General features: G+C 54.8%; 12 protein-coding genes and 2 pseudogenes. 3 read left to right on the top strand and 11 right to left on the bottom strand.

Annotation, left to right across the window (positions count from 1 at the left end; genetic code table 11):
- Positions 1-58: 58 nt before the first annotated feature.
- Complete coding sequence (locus HK24_RS08880) at positions 59-1888, bottom strand: adenine deaminase (protein ID WP_233126191.1); 1830 nt, start codon at positions 1886-1888, stop codon at positions 59-61.
- Positions 1889-2137: 249 nt separating this feature from the next.
- Complete coding sequence (locus HK24_RS08875; protein WP_233126190.1) at positions 2138-2905, bottom strand: class I SAM-dependent methyltransferase; 768 nt, start codon at positions 2903-2905, stop codon at positions 2138-2140.
- A gap of 190 nt (positions 2906-3095) precedes the next feature.
- Here HK24_RS08875 and HK24_RS13985 point away from each other — a divergent pair.
- Together HK24_RS13985 and HK24_RS08870 are read left to right on the top strand one after the other, a co-directional pair.
- A pseudogene (locus HK24_RS13985) lies at positions 3096-3236 on the top strand (AraC family ligand binding domain-containing protein); the annotation flags it as partial.
- Between the two features lie 3 nt (positions 3237-3239).
- A complete protein-coding gene (locus HK24_RS08870) occupies positions 3240-3809 on the top strand; it encodes a helix-turn-helix transcriptional regulator (RefSeq protein WP_233126197.1) in 570 nt (189 codons plus the stop codon).
- Between the two features lie 21 nt (positions 3810-3830).
- Here HK24_RS08870 and HK24_RS08865 read toward each other — a convergent pair whose 3' ends face one another.
- The 4 genes from HK24_RS08865 to HK24_RS08850 all read right to left on the bottom strand — a co-directional run bounded on the left by HK24_RS08865 (position 3831) and on the right by HK24_RS08850 (position 11987).
- Entirely contained in the window at positions 3831-6005 is a 2175-nt protein-coding gene (locus tag HK24_RS08865; RefSeq protein ID WP_086634164.1) for a TonB-dependent siderophore receptor, read from the bottom strand.
- Positions 6006-6158: 153 nt separating this feature from the next.
- A complete protein-coding gene (locus tag HK24_RS08860) occupies positions 6159-7625 on the bottom strand; it encodes an efflux transporter outer membrane subunit (RefSeq protein WP_086634163.1) in 1467 nt (488 codons plus the stop codon).
- A gap of 2 nt (positions 7626-7627) precedes the next feature.
- Positions 7628-8809 carry an efflux RND transporter periplasmic adaptor subunit gene (locus HK24_RS08855; protein ID WP_233126189.1) on the bottom strand — a complete coding sequence of 394 codons (1182 nt, stop codon included), beginning with the start codon at positions 8807-8809 and terminating at the stop codon, positions 7628-7630.
- Positions 8802-11987: an efflux RND transporter permease subunit gene (locus tag HK24_RS08850; protein ID WP_086634183.1), complete on the bottom strand. Its 3186-nt coding sequence runs from the start codon at positions 11985-11987 to the stop codon at positions 8802-8804. Before HK24_RS08850 ends, HK24_RS08855 begins: the two co-directional genes overlap by 8 nt.
- A gap of 479 nt (positions 11988-12466) precedes the next feature.
- On the opposite strand from HK24_RS08850, the gene HK24_RS08845 reads away from it, so the two are divergent.
- On the top strand, positions 12467-13372 hold the full coding sequence (locus HK24_RS08845) for an AraC family transcriptional regulator (RefSeq protein WP_064274858.1): 906 nt from the start codon (positions 12467-12469) through the stop codon (positions 13370-13372).
- 80 nt (positions 13373-13452) lie between these two features.
- On the opposite strand, the gene HK24_RS08840 is transcribed toward HK24_RS08845, so the two are convergent.
- From HK24_RS08840 to HK24_RS13700, 5 genes and pseudogenes are all read right to left on the bottom strand, one after another.
- Positions 13453-15666: a TonB-dependent siderophore receptor gene (locus HK24_RS08840; protein WP_086634162.1), complete on the bottom strand. Its 2214-nt coding sequence runs from the start codon at positions 15664-15666 to the stop codon at positions 13453-13455.
- A gap of 261 nt (positions 15667-15927) precedes the next feature.
- On the bottom strand, positions 15928-16710 hold the full coding sequence (locus tag HK24_RS08835; protein ID WP_086634181.1) for a helix-turn-helix domain-containing protein: 783 nt from the start codon (positions 16708-16710) through the stop codon (positions 15928-15930).
- 153 nt (positions 16711-16863) lie between these two features.
- A complete protein-coding gene (locus tag HK24_RS08830; RefSeq protein WP_086634161.1) occupies positions 16864-17232 on the bottom strand; it encodes a cupin domain-containing protein in 369 nt (122 codons plus the stop codon).
- Entirely contained in the window at positions 17229-17486 is a 258-nt protein-coding gene (locus HK24_RS13705) for a hypothetical protein (RefSeq protein ID WP_198942103.1), read from the bottom strand. The genes HK24_RS08830 and HK24_RS13705 overlap by 4 nt, the downstream gene beginning before the upstream one ends.
- Positions 17487-17520: 34 nt before the next feature.
- Positions 17521-18147: pseudogene (locus HK24_RS13700) on the bottom strand (hypothetical protein); the annotation flags it as partial.

Here is an 18147-nt window from a genome sequence, read left to right as displayed (position 1 = left end):
TGGATATTCTTACATTTCTATTAACGTGGAAGAAGTTCTGGGAAACAGCCTTCATACCTTACCAGACCGTCGGCATCGTCTGCCCCGTCTGGAGAAGAACCAGCCCGCTTGGATTGCCCGGGTATGGAACGACCAGGCGCCATGTGAATGGGCTGCATGTGATCATCGAAATCAGAAGTCTCCGCGGATAACCGGGCGCTCCTATCCATTCGAGCCCGTCAGCTTTAGCATAGACATTTTCCATGCTCGCAGCGGCATCCTGCACGGGACGGCTGGTCATCAGACCTGCGATCTCCAACTGCATTTCGGCGAGAACCTTACCGTGGCTGACCATCACGATCCCACCTTTGAGCTCGGCGATACGATTGACCGCGAGCGCCATTGCCTCGTCGCTGGTTCCCATGACCGTAATGTTATGAAGATCGTGGGAAACAGACGTAGCGATGGCACTATCGGGCGTTTTAGGACCATTGCCCGTCCAGAACATCTTGCCCAGCCGAGCCTGGCCCATGTACCGATCTACTGTTGCAACTTTGATGATATCATGTGCGACATCGCGTTGAACGATCCCGTTCACCACAGAGAGCATTGCTGTTTTCTGAACGGGATCAGTGTAAAATGGGGCCTGAATGGCCGCCGTAACCTGGGTCGTTTTTCCCTTGGGTGCCAGAATCTCAAAGTCTTTTGCCGTCAGTTTTCTACCGATGTGGATCGTATCGGATGCCCATGTCGGCCATATAATTTTAGGCACTTGAAGCAAGTATTTCCCATCCTGGGCCGCCAGCTTTCCATTCGCAAAAACATACTTGATCTTCACGTCCGGTACAGAAGATAGCAAGACAACGTCAGCATACCGACCCGGTGTAATAGACCCGACAATCTGATCCATATGACCATGCTGGGCCGGATAAAGGCTACCCATTGCGTATGACGCCTCAATGGGCGCACCCATCTTGATTGCAAGACGGATGTGATAATCCATAGTTCCTTGCTTCAGCGTATCCGCGACATTCCTGTCGTCTGTTACAAGCGCAATATTATTCCAGTTTTTCAGCCCTTTACGCACAAAGTAAGGGACGGCCCGCTCAATATTGTCATCACGGAGCTGCAAGAAGAGGCCATGCTGTAATTTGTTCCATGCTTCTTCAGGAAGCCGGGTTTCATGATCGCTGGAGAGACCCGCTCCCGCAAACGCATTGATCGTGTCCATGTCCCACAATCCTGCACCGTGCCCGTCGACGACGCCCCGATTATCGAATGTGGCCTGAATGTTTTCCCAGATCCGTTGGTGACCAGGATGAGAAGGGTTTGAAACGGCGGGCCAGTCCATCACTTCGTCCAGCCCCTGGACGCGTGAATTATCGCGAATGTTTTCAGAGATTTCCTTGTAGGCATAGTTTCCACCACCTTGCTCGAAGGCAGAAGGCGGGGTGGCTGACCCGAGGGCAGGGAAAATTTTCAACGGACTTCCAAGGTGTTCTGCCGTCAGCCAGAATTCAACGTTATGCGTACCACTGACATTCGCAAACTCATGAGAGCCTTCCGTGGTCCAGGTATTTCCCAGTGGGATGACAAGGGCCGCTTCCCACTCGGGCGAGAGCATTGAACTCTCAATATGTTTATGAGACTCCCCGAAACCGGGGACAGCCGGGAGCCCCTTGGCATCAAAGGTTGAAAGCGCCTGACCTTTCCACGCCCCAACAGGTCCTACCCAAGCAATCCGTTGCCCTGCAATGACGATATCCTGTCCGTCCTCCCAACTCAGGGTGTATACGTTCAGAACCTTTGCATTGTGGATCAAAAGGTCAGCCGGGGCATGACCCAGGGCGACCGCGACCAACAACTGACGTGTTTTAACTTCATCACTGAAGGCAACGGGGTGCGCCACCCGACTTGCTGTGGGAACCGGAGAAGCTGCCGTTTCACCAGCGACGGCATATGATGATGTCAGAGAGATACATGACAGCGAACAGGCCAGCGTCTTTGCTGAAAAATTCGAGAACTTTCGGAAAGACAACGGAAAAAACATCTCTTAGACATCCGGCAGCAGAAAACAGTGCCGAATTCTAGCGTGGACCGTACCGGCATCATAATGTTTTTTCCGGATATTGGGGCAACTGATAGCCACCCCGCTCGCCTAGCAATTTTTGCGCCACACTACGATTGAGATCGGAAAGTAGAAATGAATGCCGTCCTCCGCGTTCCATGCCCCCAAGCCTAATCGATCCTGCCCGCTGGCAATATCTTCCACGAACATTGCTTTCAGAGCAGACCAGTCTTCGGGGGCAACCTGATCCTGCAAACGGGATTCAAGGCGATATTGCTGCGTTTCAAGAGGGAACAAGCCCGCATCGGTGCCCATCAGCAGTAACTGTTGCAAGGTGAGGGCGCTTGTATGAGAACGGTCACGCAGGGTCTCAGCAAGGTCATAGTGTGCCTGACAGTCAGGGGTTGGCGTTGCGTCAATGACAATGATCCGCCCATCCGGCCGACATACACGCACCATCTCAGCCAGGATTTCAGACGGCTCCTGCATGTGATGAAAGCTGTAACGTGTCACAACACGATCGAAGCTATCCGCTTCAAAAGGGAGATGCTGCGCGTTACCAATCTGATACTTCACGCTCACACCGGCCTTGCGTGCTCGCCGACGGGCCTGTTCGATCATAGCAGGGGTAAGATCAACTCCTGTGACGTCGGCGCCTGTCAGGGCGAGTTCGCAAGCAACAATGCCTGGCCCACATGCCACGTCCAGTACCTTCATGCCTTTGGTGACAGAACAGGCGGAAACGGTCTGTGCCATGCTTTCGGCGTCTGCATGGATGGGCAATTCCGCAAACGGTTTTGCCCATTGTGTGAATTGATCAACAATCCGGGTTTCGTGGGATGCGGGAGAACGGGACATCTTTATTCCTTTCCGAATGGGTTCAGGATAAAGACTGAGTGGCTGGCCGACTAACGTTGCTCGGCCATAAAATAGCGGGAACCGGCCAATTCAAAACCTGACTGCCAACCAAACACAGAGCATCCTGATTGAGAACCGGATCGATACCTCAGGTGGTCTTGGTTTCGGGTTTCGCAATCCGTCAATAGCTGTGTTCTATGACTGGCACGAGCATCCACGGCATCAAATCACATACGCCAGACGCGGTACAACGCAGATTGAAGGGCCGGAAGGGCGACATCTTCTGCCGGCGTCTCATGCCATATGGATACCCGCAGGAACGCGACATCGCACCATGATGCGTAATCTGGATGGTGTCTCGGTCTACTTTGATCCCGCGCATTTTTCTGCAGAAACGTTGGAACGCATTCAAACCTTCCCAGTGACGGCCGTCATAAAGGAGATGCTGTTTCACACGCTTCGCTGGTCAGATAAATCAGCGGAGAAGATGCCTGTCGAACAAACGTTTTTTCAGGCTCTGTTTCTGCTGTGTCAGGAACAGATGAAGCGCAAAGCAGCTGAGACGTTCACTCTACCGCGCGTCACCCATCCATCGCTGGTGCGCGCTATGGATAGTGCTCTTGTCGATCCCGGCCATGCCAGCCTGACGCAGGCATTGCATCAAGCCGGCATGTCTGAGCGCAGTTTCCGCCGTTATTTTCTCAATGAAACCGGAATGACGTGGCAGGCATGGATTACGCAGGCTCGCCTATTCCACGCTGCGACCCTTCTGGCCGAAGGTCAGCGCGTGACCGATGTGAGTGCAGAGGTGGGCTACGCATCACTCAGCGCCTTCGCAAAAGCATTCACACACCTTCTGGGTCAATCGCCTGTACGTTTTCGAAAGTCGCAGGAGAGCAATTAGGGCTCAAAATACCTTAAGCCTTCAAAACCCGACCTCAATGCCCACATGCACCGTACGGCCTTGCCCCCAGGAAACACGGAGGGGTGTCCCGGCGCTTGAGACAAAGTAGGCTTTATTGGCCAGATTGACCGCATTGACCTGCAAAGACGTGTCATGGCCCAACAGTCGCCCTGTGTGCCATGACGCGAAGGCATCAACCGTTGTGTAGCTTGGAAGCCAGAAGGTATTGTTCAGATCTCCCGCCCGCCGGCCAACATATCGAGCACCTGCGCCGATCCGCATGGTCGTCTGAAGCCATGGCAAAGCTGCTTCATAAGTGAGATAGCCACCACCGGTATGCTTGGCGACGTTGGCCACAAGCTTGCCTTCATCAGCAGGCGTGTCACGCAGGATACGCGCATAGGTGAAGGCATAATTGGCCAGAATGTTCCAGTGTTTGTCCAGCTTGCCTGCCACACTGGCCTCCACTCCCTTGGAACCCACCAGGCCCGCCAAACGCTGGAGCGTATTCCCTGTCTCGTCCAGCCCTGCGGACTGCTGTACGTTCTTCTTGTGGATATTGTATAAAGCCACATCCGCCGTCAGGAAACGATCCTGATAGCGCGAACCGACTTCAAACTGTCGCCCCATGGTGGGCTTGTATCCCCCTTCAAGAACGCTGCCAGCATCAAGCTGATTGGGCGTGAAAGACTGGGAATAATCTCCATAGAAAGAGACGCGTTTCCCTAGCTGATACACCAACGCTACGAACGGCAGAGGCTTGGTATATGATTCATCGGTTGTCTGCACATACGGACGGCGACCTCCATACGTGATGTGAAAAAACTGATATCGCACACCAGGAGCTAAAATCAGTCCATGGCCCAGATGGATATTGTCTTTGAGGTATCCTGAAGCACTGTTGATGTGTTGCCGCCAGTCACTGTTGCTGTTGTTTATCGGGCCAACAGGCTTGAGCAGCCCATACACAGGATCAGCGGGATAGAACCCACCCTGTCGCGTGCCATCAATGAACGCGCCCTGGTTTTGCTGGCGGTTCTCGTAGTCGGCGCCCACAACAAGGTCATGCTTCATACCCCACAGGACGTGATTTGAGAGGTAATCCAGAGACGCATAGCCATTGGCGCGGATGGTTCCGGTATTGCTTCTATAACGGCGGGTCAGGATGCCCGTCACGGCGTTGTAAGCTGACGGATCAGCCTGCCGATCATGATAATTGTCCCGGTTCCAGCCTCCGGACAGGCGGATGCGGTCATGCTCCGTCAGACGATACTCCATCGTCGTGGCCAGAAGATGCCGTTCGCCAAAGGATTTGGCCCAGCTTTCATCCAACCGCTTTGCTGGACCACTGACCGCTCGTCCATTCGAAAAGACAGCACCGCGGTCTAGCGTATTGTTATATTTCGCCCATTCGTAAGACACATCTGCTGTGAAGCGACCGTGCTCAAAACGGAGGGACGGTGCCAGAAGCTTCTGCCTGTTGGAGCCAAAATTACGCCAGTAATTCTCATTTTTGTAAGACCCCACAAGTCTGAAGCTCAAACCATGGGTGAGGGGGCCACCCACATCAAAGTGGCCATAACCGCCGCCCAGCGAAGACCATGTCGTCCCGAGATTGGCTCCCCACGTTTTCCGGGGCTGCTTTGTAATGACGTTGATGACGCCTCCAGGCTCCTGCATTCCGTAGAAAAGGGACGCTGGCCCTTTCAGCACTTCCACGCGCTCTGTTGTGGCTAGATCGAAGTTCCGGCCAGTCGGCATCCGCACCCCGTTGCGCAGGATCGAACCATCGTCCACGGCTCCGAAACCGCGTTTCATCAGATCGTCCTGGGTGCCGCCAAAGTTATTGCCGATGGAAATGCCGGGCACATATTTCGCCACATCCTCCATCGTCTGAGGCGTCATGTCTTCAATGACCTGATGGGTCACAACGTTCGTCGTCTGGGTCTGCTGAAGAAATGTTGTGGAAAGCTTGTCCGCTATGCTGCTGGATGTGGCTCCATAGGAATGTGCATCTGCATGAACACGAATATGTTCAGCCTTACCGTGCGATGTGACGGTTTTGGGCTTTTTGTAACGATCTTCCTTGCTGCTTGATGTGGAAGAGGGCGCGTCATTGGATGAGGCTTCTGCACCAAACCCGCTGAAAACAGATAATCCCGCGCATGCAAAAGCGAGTGTCCTAAGGGCAGTCATCTAATTTTTCCGCAAATGATAATTACTCTCATTTACGTTTGTTACGGAAGGTTTGTCATTGGGAGAGTTATGACAAACGATATCGGACATTTTCGTAAATGGCGGCAAAATCGGGAATTTCGCCGCCAAGGAAGGTAGAAAGAGAAGAAAGCGCTACAAAACGTGGTTGATAACGGCGTCCTTACGAGCCGGAAGGGTCTCGTTCCATCCGCCTCCAAGCGCTTTGTAGAGTGTTACCGTATTAGACATCTGCTGAAGATGGGTCGTGATCGCTCCAAGCTGAGCACTATAGAGTGTCCGTTGTGCGACAAGCGTATCGAGATAGGGGTCATAGCCCGCTTTGAAACGCGCGAGTGCGAGTTGATACTGGCGGCCACCAGCCTGAACCAAAGCGTTCTGCGCATGCAACTGCTCCAGGTAGGTGCCTCGTCCTGCTAAAGCGTCAGCAACTTCCCGGAATGCAGTTTGCACCGTCTTCTCATACCGTGCGATTTCCTCCCTCTTACGAGCCTTTGCCTGATGGAGCTCTGCTGTCAGACGCCCGGCGTCAAACAGTGGAAGGGTGATCTGAGGGGCTACGTTCCAGGCACCCATCCCACTTTGAAACAGGCGAGTGATATTGTTGCTCGCCGTACCATTCGCCGCAGTGATCTGGATTTTGGGGAAAAACTCAGCTCGCGCCGCTCCGATATCGTCATTCGCCGCCCGCAAAGCCTGCTCTGCCGAAAGGATGTCAGGCCGACGTGCAATCATGTCTGAAGGAAGTCCTTCCGGAACCTCCGGAAAAGACACCACATCCTCAAGAGCAGCCTTATGTTCCAGATTAGCACGCACAGAAGGCGTCAGAGGTGTGCCAACCAGGAGTTCAAGTTGGTTCATCGCCTGCTCCCGCTGACGGGTGTAGATCTGAAGATTGGCTTCTGCGTCCCGCAGAGCAGCTTCTGCCTCGGCAACATCAAGTTGAGTTCCGGTGCCGACATCGGCTGTCTGCTTGACTAAATCATACGTGTGACGGCGGTTTGCAAGGACGTTCTGTGTAACCAGAAGGGCCTGATTGTTAGCGACCCAGTTGAGCATTGCTGTCGAAACACTTGCAATGATGCTGAGGCGCATACTCTCACGCCCCAGTTCATCTGCAACATACCGATCAAACGACGCACGAGAGGCTGACCTGATACGTCCCCACAGATCGACCTCATAAGCCGAGACACCAAACCCCACGGCATATTGCCGCATGTAGAACGGACCATTCCCCTGTGACAGGCTCCAGATCCTGGAGTTCATCTTCTGAACATTCGCACCCGCCGTCCCATTCAGGGTTGGGAAGAGGGCGGCATTTTCAATGTCGAACTGCGCGCTCGACGCTTCGACCTGATGCTGGGCAATCTGAAGGTCCCGGTTGTTGGCCAGAGCCGTCTCGATCAGCGATTGCAGAACAGGGTCGCGATAAAATGCGCGCCAGTTCTCAAGACTGCCACCATCCGTAGCCGCCACATCGGCCGCTTTATTGGGCCATGCGGTTGCCACTGGGGCTGCAGGGCGATGATAGTCTGGAATCATCGTGCAGCCGCTCAGCAGGAGCGCTAATCCCGCCGTAAGAGTTGTGGTGGAAGAACGCATCTTCACGCTCCCTTCGATCCATTCACATCATGCGGTGCAACCTGCCGACCATCTGTCAAAGCCGATGGAGGATGCATGATCAGGCGGCTTCCTTCAGCCAAACCGGTTTGGATCTCAATCCGATCTCCAAAGTCCCGTCCAACAATCACCTTGTGAAGACGCAGTCGGTTCCCATCTTCGACGGTGGCCACGGACAGGCCGTCCGCATTGTAAATCAGTGATTCCGTGGGAATCAGCAGGGTCGGGGCAGGGCGTGGCAAGTCAAAATGAATGGAGCCATACACACCGGAGGCAAGCTTTCCGTCACGGTTATCCAGCTCGATTTCAACTGGCAGCATCCGGCTCTCACGTTCCAGCGCATGGCCTGTCCGTGTGACGGTGCCTGCAAAGCTTTCTCCCGGATGATCCGGCACAGTCAGACTGACAGGTGTACCCGTCTGCACTGTGCCGGCCTCCTCCTGTGGCACATGCACGCGGACACGCAGTCTATCCGTGCGAGCGATCACAAACAGGGGAACTGACTGAGCACTATCTGCACTCACAAGATCACCAACTTCCACGTTCCGTACCGTCACAACACCATCGAAAGGGGCCGTCACGGTCGTGTAGGCGCGTCGTTGTGCGCTCTCTGCCAAGGCCGCATCAGCGGCCGCCCGTGCAGCATTCTGAGCCTGCTGGGTAATGCGATCCGTATCGAAGTTCTGCTTACTCACCGCGCCACCACCAACGAGGCCACCAGAGCGCCTTGCCGTAACACGGGCAAGATCCAGATTGGCGCGAGCCTGTTCGGCCGCAGCCTTGGCGCGTGCTTCCTGTCGATCCAGCTCTGGCGCATGAATAATGGCCAGAACGTCTCCCGCTTTCACACGAGTGCCGATATCAACACGTCGTTCGGCAATATACCCTGATGCCCGCGCACCAATTGCCGCTGTCTCGAGAGGGGCGGTTTCTCCGGGGAGATCAAGAGAGACAGGCTTCGTCTCTCTATGAGCAATCATGAAGCTGACATCCGGCGTCTGGCTCTGACGCGTTTCAGCGAGGGCGCGAACGGCGATGCCGCGTTCACTATGCGCGTAGATCCCGTAGCCGAGCAGCAGAATAGCCCCGAGGCCAATCAAAGGCACGATGGGCGGCCCACGGCGTTCTTCACGGACGCCGGTCGAGGATAAAACGGGTTCAGACATGACTGTATTCCTCAAGAATGCGGCTTTCTCGTTTTCTCAGGCGTGTGTAGAGCCAGGGCACAATGAAGAGCGTAGCGCAAGTGCCCATCATCAGGCCGCCAATCACGGCGCGTCCAAGCGGGGCGTTCTGTTCGCCGCCATCTCCGAGCCCCAGAGACATGGGCAACATGCCGATGATCATTGCGAGCGACGTCATCAGAATGGGGCGCAGGCGTGCCTGTCCGGCAGCGACGGCGGCTTCGACGGCACTCAAGCCCTCGGAGCGTCTTTCCTTGGCAAAGGTTACAAGCAGGATCGAATTGGCGCTGGCCACACCGACACTCATGATCGCCCCCATGAGGGAAGGAACCGAGAACGTTGTTCCTGTGACGAACAGCATGAACACGATCCCGCACATGGCGCCTGGAAGACCAAGAACCACGACGAACGGGTCCATGAAGGATTGGAAGTTCACGACCATCAGAAGATAGACCGCAATCGCTGCGACCATCAGGCCGATACCCAGCCGGGTAAAGGCAGAATGCATGCTTTCGATCTGGCCCTGAACGGTGATCACATTGCCTGGTGAAAGCTCTCCCCGATGGCGCGCAATGACCCGATCAATGTCCCGGGCAATACTCCCCAGATCACGCCCTTCCGCACTCGCATCGACATCGAGCGTCGGCTGGATGTTGCTGTGTGAAATGACGTTCTGTGCTGTGCCGCGCTTGATGGTTGCGACGTTGCTCAACAGAGCCGAGGAGTGCTGTGACCCGAGTGCGGATGCAATGACGGTGTTGCGAAGATCACCCAGATTGTTGACCCGATACTGCGGCGTCTGGACCGCGAGCGGGTACTGAATGCCCGTTGCCGGATCGACCCAGAAGTTCGGGGTTACAGTATTGGAGGATGCCAGTGACACCATCACGTTGCGGGCAACGTCATTGAGAGTCAGGCCGAGGTCCAGAGCGCGCTCACGATCAATTGCAATCGCCAGTTCTGGGGCTGCAATCTGCTGATGCAGATGGACGTCCACCAGGCCGGGAATGCGGGAGACTTCCTGACGGACTTCCTGCATGACCTTGCGGTTATTTGCCGCGTCATAACCCGAAATGCGGATATCCACCTGCGCGGGAAGCCCGAAATTCAGGATCTGGGTCACGATGTCGGCTGGCTGGAAATAGAACACGCTGTCCGGAAAGCGGCGTGCCAGTTCGGTCCGAAGTGTGCGGATATAGTCGGCGGTTGGGCGATGCCCTTCCTTCAGCTCCACCATGATCTGACCGTCATTCGGTCCAACGGTTGTGCCGTCGTCGAAAGGCATGGAGTACCGGAATGGAACGCCCATGTTATCGAGGACCAATGACCGTTCATTCTCAGGCACGACCTCACGGATGACGTCTTCAACCTGATCGAACAGTCGTTCCGTGCTCTCGATGCGTGTTCCTTCCGGCGCACGGACATGCAGCTTGAATTCGCCGGCATCAATCGTGGGGAAGAAATCCTGCCCGACCTGAGTTGCGAGGAAACCGGCAGCCAGAACCGTCACACCTGCCAGCGCAGGAACTTTCCAGCCACTTTCGATGAGGCCATGTAACTGACGGACGTAGCCATCCCGCAGCCGGTTGAAGCGCCGATCAAAAGCGATGCCGAATCGGGTAATGACATCAGGAGGCAGCCCGGCATCGCGGCGTCGTATGGTCTGCCGTTCTTCAGACCGCAGAAGAATAGCTGCGAAGATTGGCACCAGTGTCCGGCTGATCGCATAGGAGGCGAGCATGGCGTACACAACAGCAAGGGCCATCGGTGTGAACAGGAAGCGGGACGGGCCGACAAGGAACTCTACCGACACAAACACGCTGGAGATCGCTAGTGTCGAAACCAGCGTTGGCAGTGCAATTTCCGACGCGCCGTTAAGCACGGCCTGTCGCAGTTCTGTTCCTTCATGGCGGATGCGATGGATATTTTCGATCGTTACAGTCGCATCATCCACCAGAATACCGACGGCAAGAGCCAAACCACCCAAGGTCATCAGATTCAGTGTCTGGCCAGTCCAGGACAGCACGGCAATCGAAGACAGGATGGCCAGCGGGATGGAGACGGCAACGATAATGGTCGAACGCCAGCTTGCAAGAAACGCGAGGATCATTGCCGCTGTTAGCAGGCCGGCAATGACAGCTTCAGATGCCACTCCGGTAATGGCCGCTTTGACGAACAAGGACTGGTCAAACAGCTCCTCGATCTTCATGCCTGCCGGGGCTGCTGCACGCGTAACAGGAAGAACCTGATTACGAATGGCGTTTACAACACTCAGCGTCGAGGCATTTCCGGCCTTCATGATGGAGAGCAGCACGGAGCGGCGTCCTTCGCGGCGCACCACATTCTGCTGCACGGCCGTTCCATCACGAACCTGCGCAACATCGGCAATACGAACGATAGCACCTGTCTTGGGGTCACGCTTAAGGGGAACATCATTCAGGCGCGCTGCGACGTCTGGCATCCCGTTCATACGCACGTCGTATTGGGTGGCGCCGAATTTCACTGTTCCGCCGGGCAGCGTCAGGTTCTGCACGTTGATGGCATTGGAAACATCCAGTGGCGTCAGGCCGACGCCCGCCAGCTTGGTCTCATCAATATCCACCATGACCTGACGAATCTTTCCGCCATAGGGCGGGGGCAGCATCGTGCCGGGAATAGGGGCAAGCTGCTGACGGATACGGTAAATGCCATAGTCATACAGTTCACTTTCCGTCAGCTTCTCCGAAGAGAGGGAAAGTTGCAGAACCGGCACACTGGAAGCGCTGTACTGCATGATGATTGGCGGCTGAATGCCGGGTGGTAGCAGGGCACGGATTGAGTTTGTAGCCGAAACAGTTTGGGCTACGGCAAGATCCACGTTTACGCCGGGCTGAAAATACAGCTTTTGCAGGACCAGGCCCGGCGTTGTCTGGCTCTCTATCGTGCGCAGATTGTTGACGAAGAAGCTTTCGGAAAACTCTGTATAAGTGCTGATCCGCTTCTCGGTCTCGGCTGCATCCAGGCCGTCATAATACCAGACGACGGTGACGACCGGGATATCGATGTTCGGAAACACATCGGTAGGCGTTCTGAAGACGGCCGTGATGCCCAGAAGCAGGATGAGTACCCCTGCGACAAGGAACGTGTAAGGCCGTCGTAGCGCAAAGGCGACGATCCCCATTGAATATCTCTGTTCAGATGGCTTTGGAGCACGGAACCCGCACTCCGCTTGTCCGGCACAATCCATGTGCGGACAAATCGGCAAGCTTTTCGCCATGACATGATGCCGCGCCGCGTTTGCCGTCTTCTCACCGGAAACGACGTTCTCAGGGAAGGAGCATAACCGCCGCGGAAGGCTTGGGCGGATCATGCAACTCCGCGCGCAACATCCGGTAGAGCAATCCAATCAGATGATTGCACAATCCTGCCATATCGAGCTGTAGGCAAGGACGTGAAATAAAGGCAACAGCCCCTAAAACGCCATCAAAAGTGGGCGGAGTGCCATAATGAATTAGAACGAAACTTCAAAAAGATGCCTGATTCGATCATATGCTTGCACAATCCGACCAAAGTCTCACACTAACCGTCTGGGCGGATCAGGCATCCCCCTAAATGTGCAATACCCAAACGACTGACTGAAAAAATCGGAAATTTCGCTTCATGCAGGATATTCTGTCACGGCTTCGAGACACGATCGACCGCCATTGCGTCGAGCCAACGACCCGCTCGGTTGTGCCGGGCCTGCTGCTCTTTCGTGCCGATGCCCCCACGACACCAATGGATGTGGTGTACGAACCCCGCTTCTGTGTGATTGTCCAAGGGTCAAAACAGGTCATGCTGTGTGACAAGGTCTTCGACTATGATGCCAGCAAGTATCTCGTAACGGCCGTTGACCTTCCCGTTACTGGGCAGGTGACACAAGCCACGCATGAAAAGCCCTATCTGGCGCTCTGCCTGGCTCTGGACCCTGCGCAAATTGCTGATTTGCTACTCGAAATGAAGGATGCCTTTCCTACAAACGGGACGACATGCCCATCCTGCATGACGGTCAGTGCACTTACCCATGAAATCCTGGATCCAGTGACCCGCCTCGTAGGGCTGTTGGAAAATCCGGAAGACATTCCCATTCTTCAGCCCGCCATCTTGCGCGAGCTGCTTTATCGGTTGTTGCAGGGGCCTCAAGGCTATGTTCTGCGGCAGATTGCCACCGCGGGGACAAATCTCTCCCAGCTCAATCGGGCGATTGGCTGGATACGAACGCATTACGCAGAATCTTTCGACATTGCATCTGTTGCGAAAATTGCCGGGATGAGCCCTTCATCATTTCATCGGCATTTCCGGGCAGCCACGATGATGAGCCCCTTGCAATACCGCACGCGTCTTCGCCTTCAGGAAGCACGCCGCAGGCTGCTCAGTGCAACGGTCGATGCTGCTGAGGCTGGATTTGCAGTCGGGTACGACAGCCCGTCCCAATTCAGTAGAGAATACCGGCGCATGTTCGGGGTTCCTCCCGCAAGGGACGCGCAACGCCTGAAATATGCGGGAGACGGAATGCTTCCAGCCTAACGAGAAGGCTTAACACATGAAGGTATGAGCCTCTTGAAAGGAGTTGCCAGAACCTAATCTGGCAACCCTCTCCGTAGAAATTACCAGCTATACCCTATGCTGGCCTGGGCATTCCGGCGCTCGCCGTAGTAGCAGTATTGTCCGTCTGCACCGTACGCGAAGCAGTTCGCAATATATTTCTTGTCAAAGAGATTACGAACGCTAGCAGAGGCTTTCCAGCCATGAAGCGAATGGGACATGTTCGCCAGATCATAGCTCACGGACGCATCGAAGAGAGCATATTGGGGAAGCCAGACGCTGCCATATGTTGCTTCGCCACCGTAAGTTTTTGCGGAATAGCGCATACCGCCACCAAATCCGAAACCCTTCAGAGGCCCGGAGGGCATGGTGTAGAACGCGAACAGGGAGGCATTCCCTTTCCCAGACTGAATCAACGGCTTCCCTGTTGAATCATCCTTGATCTTCTGGAAACTCACTGCGGCTGTCAGCATGAGGTTACGGAACGGCTCGGCATGGGCTTCAAATTCGAAACCGTCCGAGTGAACAAGTCCGCTCTGCACACTGTACCCTGTGTTCGCGACCGAGACGAGCACGTTGCTTTGCTCGATATGGAACCCTGCCGCGGTCAGCAGGATGGATGTTCCGGGAAGCTGATATTTCAAACCTCCCTCAAGCTGCTTGCCCATAGATGGATTGGCCTGGCGAACGGTCGCACCGCCATCGTTGGAAACAGAGCCTGACTGCGGCTGAAAAGACGTCGAATAGCTGATGTAAGGTGAGAGGCCGAAGTCAAAGTGATAAAGACCGGAAGCACGCCATGTAATCTGGCTTGAACTCTGGCGGTTGTCAGAGGGTGTCAGAGACTCAACCTGATGCGAGCGATACCAGTCATTGCGAATACTTCCCGTAAGGATCAGCCGATGCCAGCGGATTTCATCCTGACCATACGCGCCGATCTGATGAGAGTGCGTGACATAGTTCAGATACGGGGACAGGTCCGGAATGACCATGTGATAATCGGGGTGGAGAACGTCCAGATCCGGAGCATCGCCATAGGCTTCTGTGTCATTGGCCTTCTGCTGCATATAGTCAAAGCCGAACATCAAAGCATGTCGCAACGGGCCAGTGCGGACGCGACCTTTGACCTGGCTGTCAAACGCCAGATTATAGGTGTGTTCGTGCGTTCCATATGCAGAGCGGGACAGCATCTGCCCACTCGTACCGTCATCGCTGTCGTAGTAGCCATTGTTATACACGCTGCGATAGATAGTCTTGATATCATCGTAGCGGCCGCGCGTACTGAAGCTCCAGTCATCGTTGAAGCGATGATTGAAGATATAGGTAATTGCCCCCTGTTTGCGGTTGAATTTTTCTGATGGGACATCCCCGTCATAGAAATTCCGGGGCAGGTAGCCATAGGAAGCACGCTTGAGCGACCCAATCAGGGGTACGCCGCCATAAGAACCACTCTCAGGATCGTACTGGTAGTTACCCAGCAAGGTGAGGGTGGTCGGGCCGTCGCCTCCAAAGGTAAAGGCCGGACTAATGCTGAAGCGTCGGCTGCCGGTTCTGCTGAGCTGGGTATGCTGCCCGTTTACTGTGCCATAAAGCCGGTAGCGAACGAGACCGTCCTTGGTCGCAAATCCGCCGACGTCAGCATCCACACGATACAGATCGAACATGCCGCCCGTTGTATTGACGTTACCATAAAACCGCTGATCCGTCGGCAGTTTGCTGGATAACGCCGTCAGACCACCTGGGCTGGACTGCCCATACAGCGCAGAAGCCGGCCCTTTAAGCAGCTCAACGCGGTCAAGCCGGAAGGTGTCCGTCTGGGCGACGGCAAAGCCGGTCGGACTGTCCTGAAACTTCAGTCCATCCAGAAAAGTCGGCACTGTAAAGCCACGAAGATCGAAGAGATCATACCGAGTGCCTTCACCACCCCGCGTATCGGCTGTGACGCCCGCGGCGTACCGTACGGCCTGATTCAGTGTCAGAACACCGCGTGCATCCATTTCGTCACGGGTGATGACGGTGACGGACTGCGCGGTTTCAACAAGAGGTGTGTTTGTTTTTGTAGCGGAAGAGGCAATGGTTGAAGACTTGCGAGCATGAACCTCAACCCGTTCAACCTTTGTGCTCCGTGCTTTGGCATTGTCAGCGCTCGCTTGAGCCGGGGCAGGCGCCCCAGACTGCTGCGGATCCTTGGCTTTATTCTCCTGCTCAGCCGCGAAAGCCGTATCGCTCAAAATGAGGGAGAAAAGAACCGTGTAAACTATCCTGCTGCGCTGCATACCCAACTCATTTCGTTACCGGCTCGTGCTGGTTGCGAGGCAGAGACCGGCTTTCTTGTTAAGAATGATACTTAATTGCGCTCCTAGACATCTTCGGAAACAGCTTCAAGCAGCCAGCGCGCAGTTGGCCCAAACGCAACTGAATAAGGCCCGATCGCTGGTAACTGGTCACTTTCAGAGCGGAAAAGAAACGGTTTGTTACCGATTTTTAGCTGTGGAGGGGAGGAATAGTAGAGCGCTCAGGTGGGGTAACCCGATGCTTTATAGGCGCGCAGCCATAGGCGAGTTGGCTCTCAGCTCGCGGGGGGAGACACCAAAAGTTCTGTGAAACATACTGCTGAAGCTACTGGCATTATCGTAGCCTAAATCGAAGGCGACTTCGGCAATCGACTGGCCCGTCGCAATTCGTGAAGCGGCTTCTACAACGCGTACTCTCCGTCGCCATGCCGCGAAGCCCATACCCATTTGAGACTGAAAGAGGCGGGTAAAAGTGCGCCGCGCCATACCGGCTTCACGCGCCCAATGATCGATGTCGCGACAATCTCCCGGCTTGGCGATAATCGCTTCACAGACCCGCCGCATCCGAGGGTCGGCAGGAAGAAGCACGCGTTCGGCGAGCCGTGGTGCGCGTTCCACTTCATCGATGAGAAGCCCGGCAATCGTTGACATGCGGCTGTCCATGGAAAACTCAAAGCTCATGGCAATGATCTCGTCCATCAGGCCACGTATCAAGGAAGATGCATCAAACATCTTGCATGGAAGCGTGCCCGCGCCGGGAAAATCAGGATCAACATAGATGACCTGAAACGACAGGTCGGTGCGGCAGGTTGCTTGATGCAGTGTGTGGGCAGGAAGCCAGAGCGCCTGTCCGGGGCGAAGGACGAAGCTTTCCTCATGCGTAGTGACTGTCACACTCCCAGCCATGAACACAGACAGTTGTGCCCGCTCATGTGTGTGGAAGCCATCTACGAAGCCGCCGACATAATAATCTGCAAAACCGACAACGGGAGGTGGGTTTGCAGGTAAATCGGCGGAACGCTTCATAGTGTTATGATCTGGGCCAAGCATCTTTCGCAAAGACTGGCCACGGCTCCCCTGACGCTGGACGTACGAATTGGCAGTAGCGGCAAGAATGTCCGATCAAGAACCTGCCGACAGAACGTGAATGCCTATTCGTGCGTCGTCGTCAGAATTTTATCAAGAGGCGGCATGATGGCGGTTACCTTCATGGTTGGTAATGAACATCAGAGTGACCGAAACGGGTGCATCCTGCCGATGCCAGGTCTTTCCCGGAACAACCAGAACGTCACCCTTTCTGGCCGTAGAACTGACCTCGCCCTGTTCGGTTCGAAGTGTCAGCGTAGTTTCTCCTTCGACCACAAGAAGAAACTCATCGTTTGGATGTTCTTCCCAAGGGGTTGAACCTTTGAAACGCAGTAATCCCACGTCATGGGTTCCAAAAGGGAAAAGCATCTTCAACCCTTTTGTGGAAACCGTTTCTGTCTTTTTGCCAATATCAATAAGTGACAGATCGGCAGCTTCTTTGGAGAGATTGAATATCGTCATGAATGTCTCATGTGTTTGAAGGATTGTTTGAAAGGCTCAGTGTCCTCACATAAGCCTGCGAGTTTTCTGGCCGCCGTCACCACAAGCAACAGCGCGAACGCGCCAGCGATCCAGGCCACCAGAAACGTTCTGCTGTATCCGATGACTGAGGCCAAAGGCGCGATCGACATGCCTGCGAGGACGTTCGCCAGACTTTCTCCACACTGAAGAAAGCTGTAATCCGTTCCTGGCCGTTCTTCTGAAGACCAGTTCATCAGTGTGGCCCAGACAGAAACGTAAAAGCCTCCATCAAGGAAGTTTTCTATGCCAAGACCGGCATAAAGAAATACTGGCGTCGCCATCCCCCCCGGCCTGCAGACATACCAACGTTCCAAGCAGAAAAGTGGACGGCCAGATGAGCAGTGCAACAGCGCGACGACAACCCAAAAACCTGACTGCCGGGAAGCCGATAACCGCGCCACCGAGGGCGCCACAGATGATGTTGGACATCTGAAGTGTTCCGGCAAAATCCAGACTGAAAGATCGGTCCATCAGCCAGGGCTGGAGCAGCATCGCGAGCGCTGAACTTGCAAATTTGAAGGTAAGCGCCATCAAAAGCGCCCACCGAAAACCCGGTTGCCGGAAAAGATCCATAAGGCGAGAGGGCTTCTGGAATACCCTGTTAGGCTCGATGCCGGCTCTTAATGGCAGAAGTGCGAGCCACAGGATGAAGAGTTCACATGCCATACCCCACATCGCACCGGACCAGCCAAGCCGCTCATAGATGAAGAGTGATCCTGCACCACCAACCACCATGCCCAGAAGAAATGAAATGACCTGTAAGGCATTCGCCAGCCCTGCGTTAGCACTACAGTTGCGTTTTTCTGAGGGTTCTGAATCTATGGATAGCCATGATTCAGAACGAGATGAATAGCA

The sequence above is a fragment of the Gluconobacter sp. DsW_058 genome, from assembly GCF_002153615.1.
Classification (GTDB): domain Bacteria; phylum Pseudomonadota; class Alphaproteobacteria; order Acetobacterales; family Acetobacteraceae; genus Gluconobacter; species Gluconobacter cerinus.
This window is presented reverse-complemented; position numbering and strand designations above follow the sequence as displayed.

Coding starts and splice junctions, on each gene's coding strand:
- HK24_RS08865 (WP_086634164.1), bottom strand. CDS start 6,005: ATGACTGCCCTTAGGACACTCGCTTTTGCATGCGCGGGATTATCTGTT.
- HK24_RS08860 (WP_086634163.1), bottom strand. CDS start 7,625: ATGCGTTCTTCCACCACAACTCTTACGGCGGGATTAGCGCTCCTGCTG.
- HK24_RS08850 (WP_086634183.1), bottom strand. CDS start 11,987: ATGGGGATCGTCGCCTTTGCGCTACGACGGCCTTACACGTTCCTTGTC.
- HK24_RS08840 (WP_086634162.1), bottom strand. CDS start 15,666: ATGCAGCGCAGCAGGATAGTTTACACGGTTCTTTTCTCCCTCATTTTG.
- HK24_RS13705 (WP_198942103.1), bottom strand. CDS start 17,486: ATGAACTGGTCTTCAGAAGAACGGCCAGGAACGGATTACAGCTTTCTT.
- HK24_RS08870 (WP_233126197.1), top strand. CDS start 3,240: ATGATGCGTAATCTGGATGGTGTCTCGGTCTACTTTGATCCCGCGCAT.
- HK24_RS08875 (WP_233126190.1), bottom strand. CDS start 2,905: ATGTCCCGTTCTCCCGCATCCCACGAAACCCGGATTGTTGATCAATTC.
- HK24_RS08835 (WP_086634181.1), bottom strand. CDS start 16,710: ATGAAGCGTTCCGCCGATTTACCTGCAAACCCACCTCCCGTTGTCGGT.
- HK24_RS08830 (WP_086634161.1), bottom strand. CDS start 17,232: ATGACGATATTCAATCTCTCCAAAGAAGCTGCCGATCTGTCACTTATT.
- HK24_RS08855 (WP_233126189.1), bottom strand. CDS start 8,809: ATGTCTGAACCCGTTTTATCCTCGACCGGCGTCCGTGAAGAACGCCGT.
- HK24_RS08845 (WP_064274858.1), top strand. CDS start 12,467: ATGCAGGATATTCTGTCACGGCTTCGAGACACGATCGACCGCCATTGC.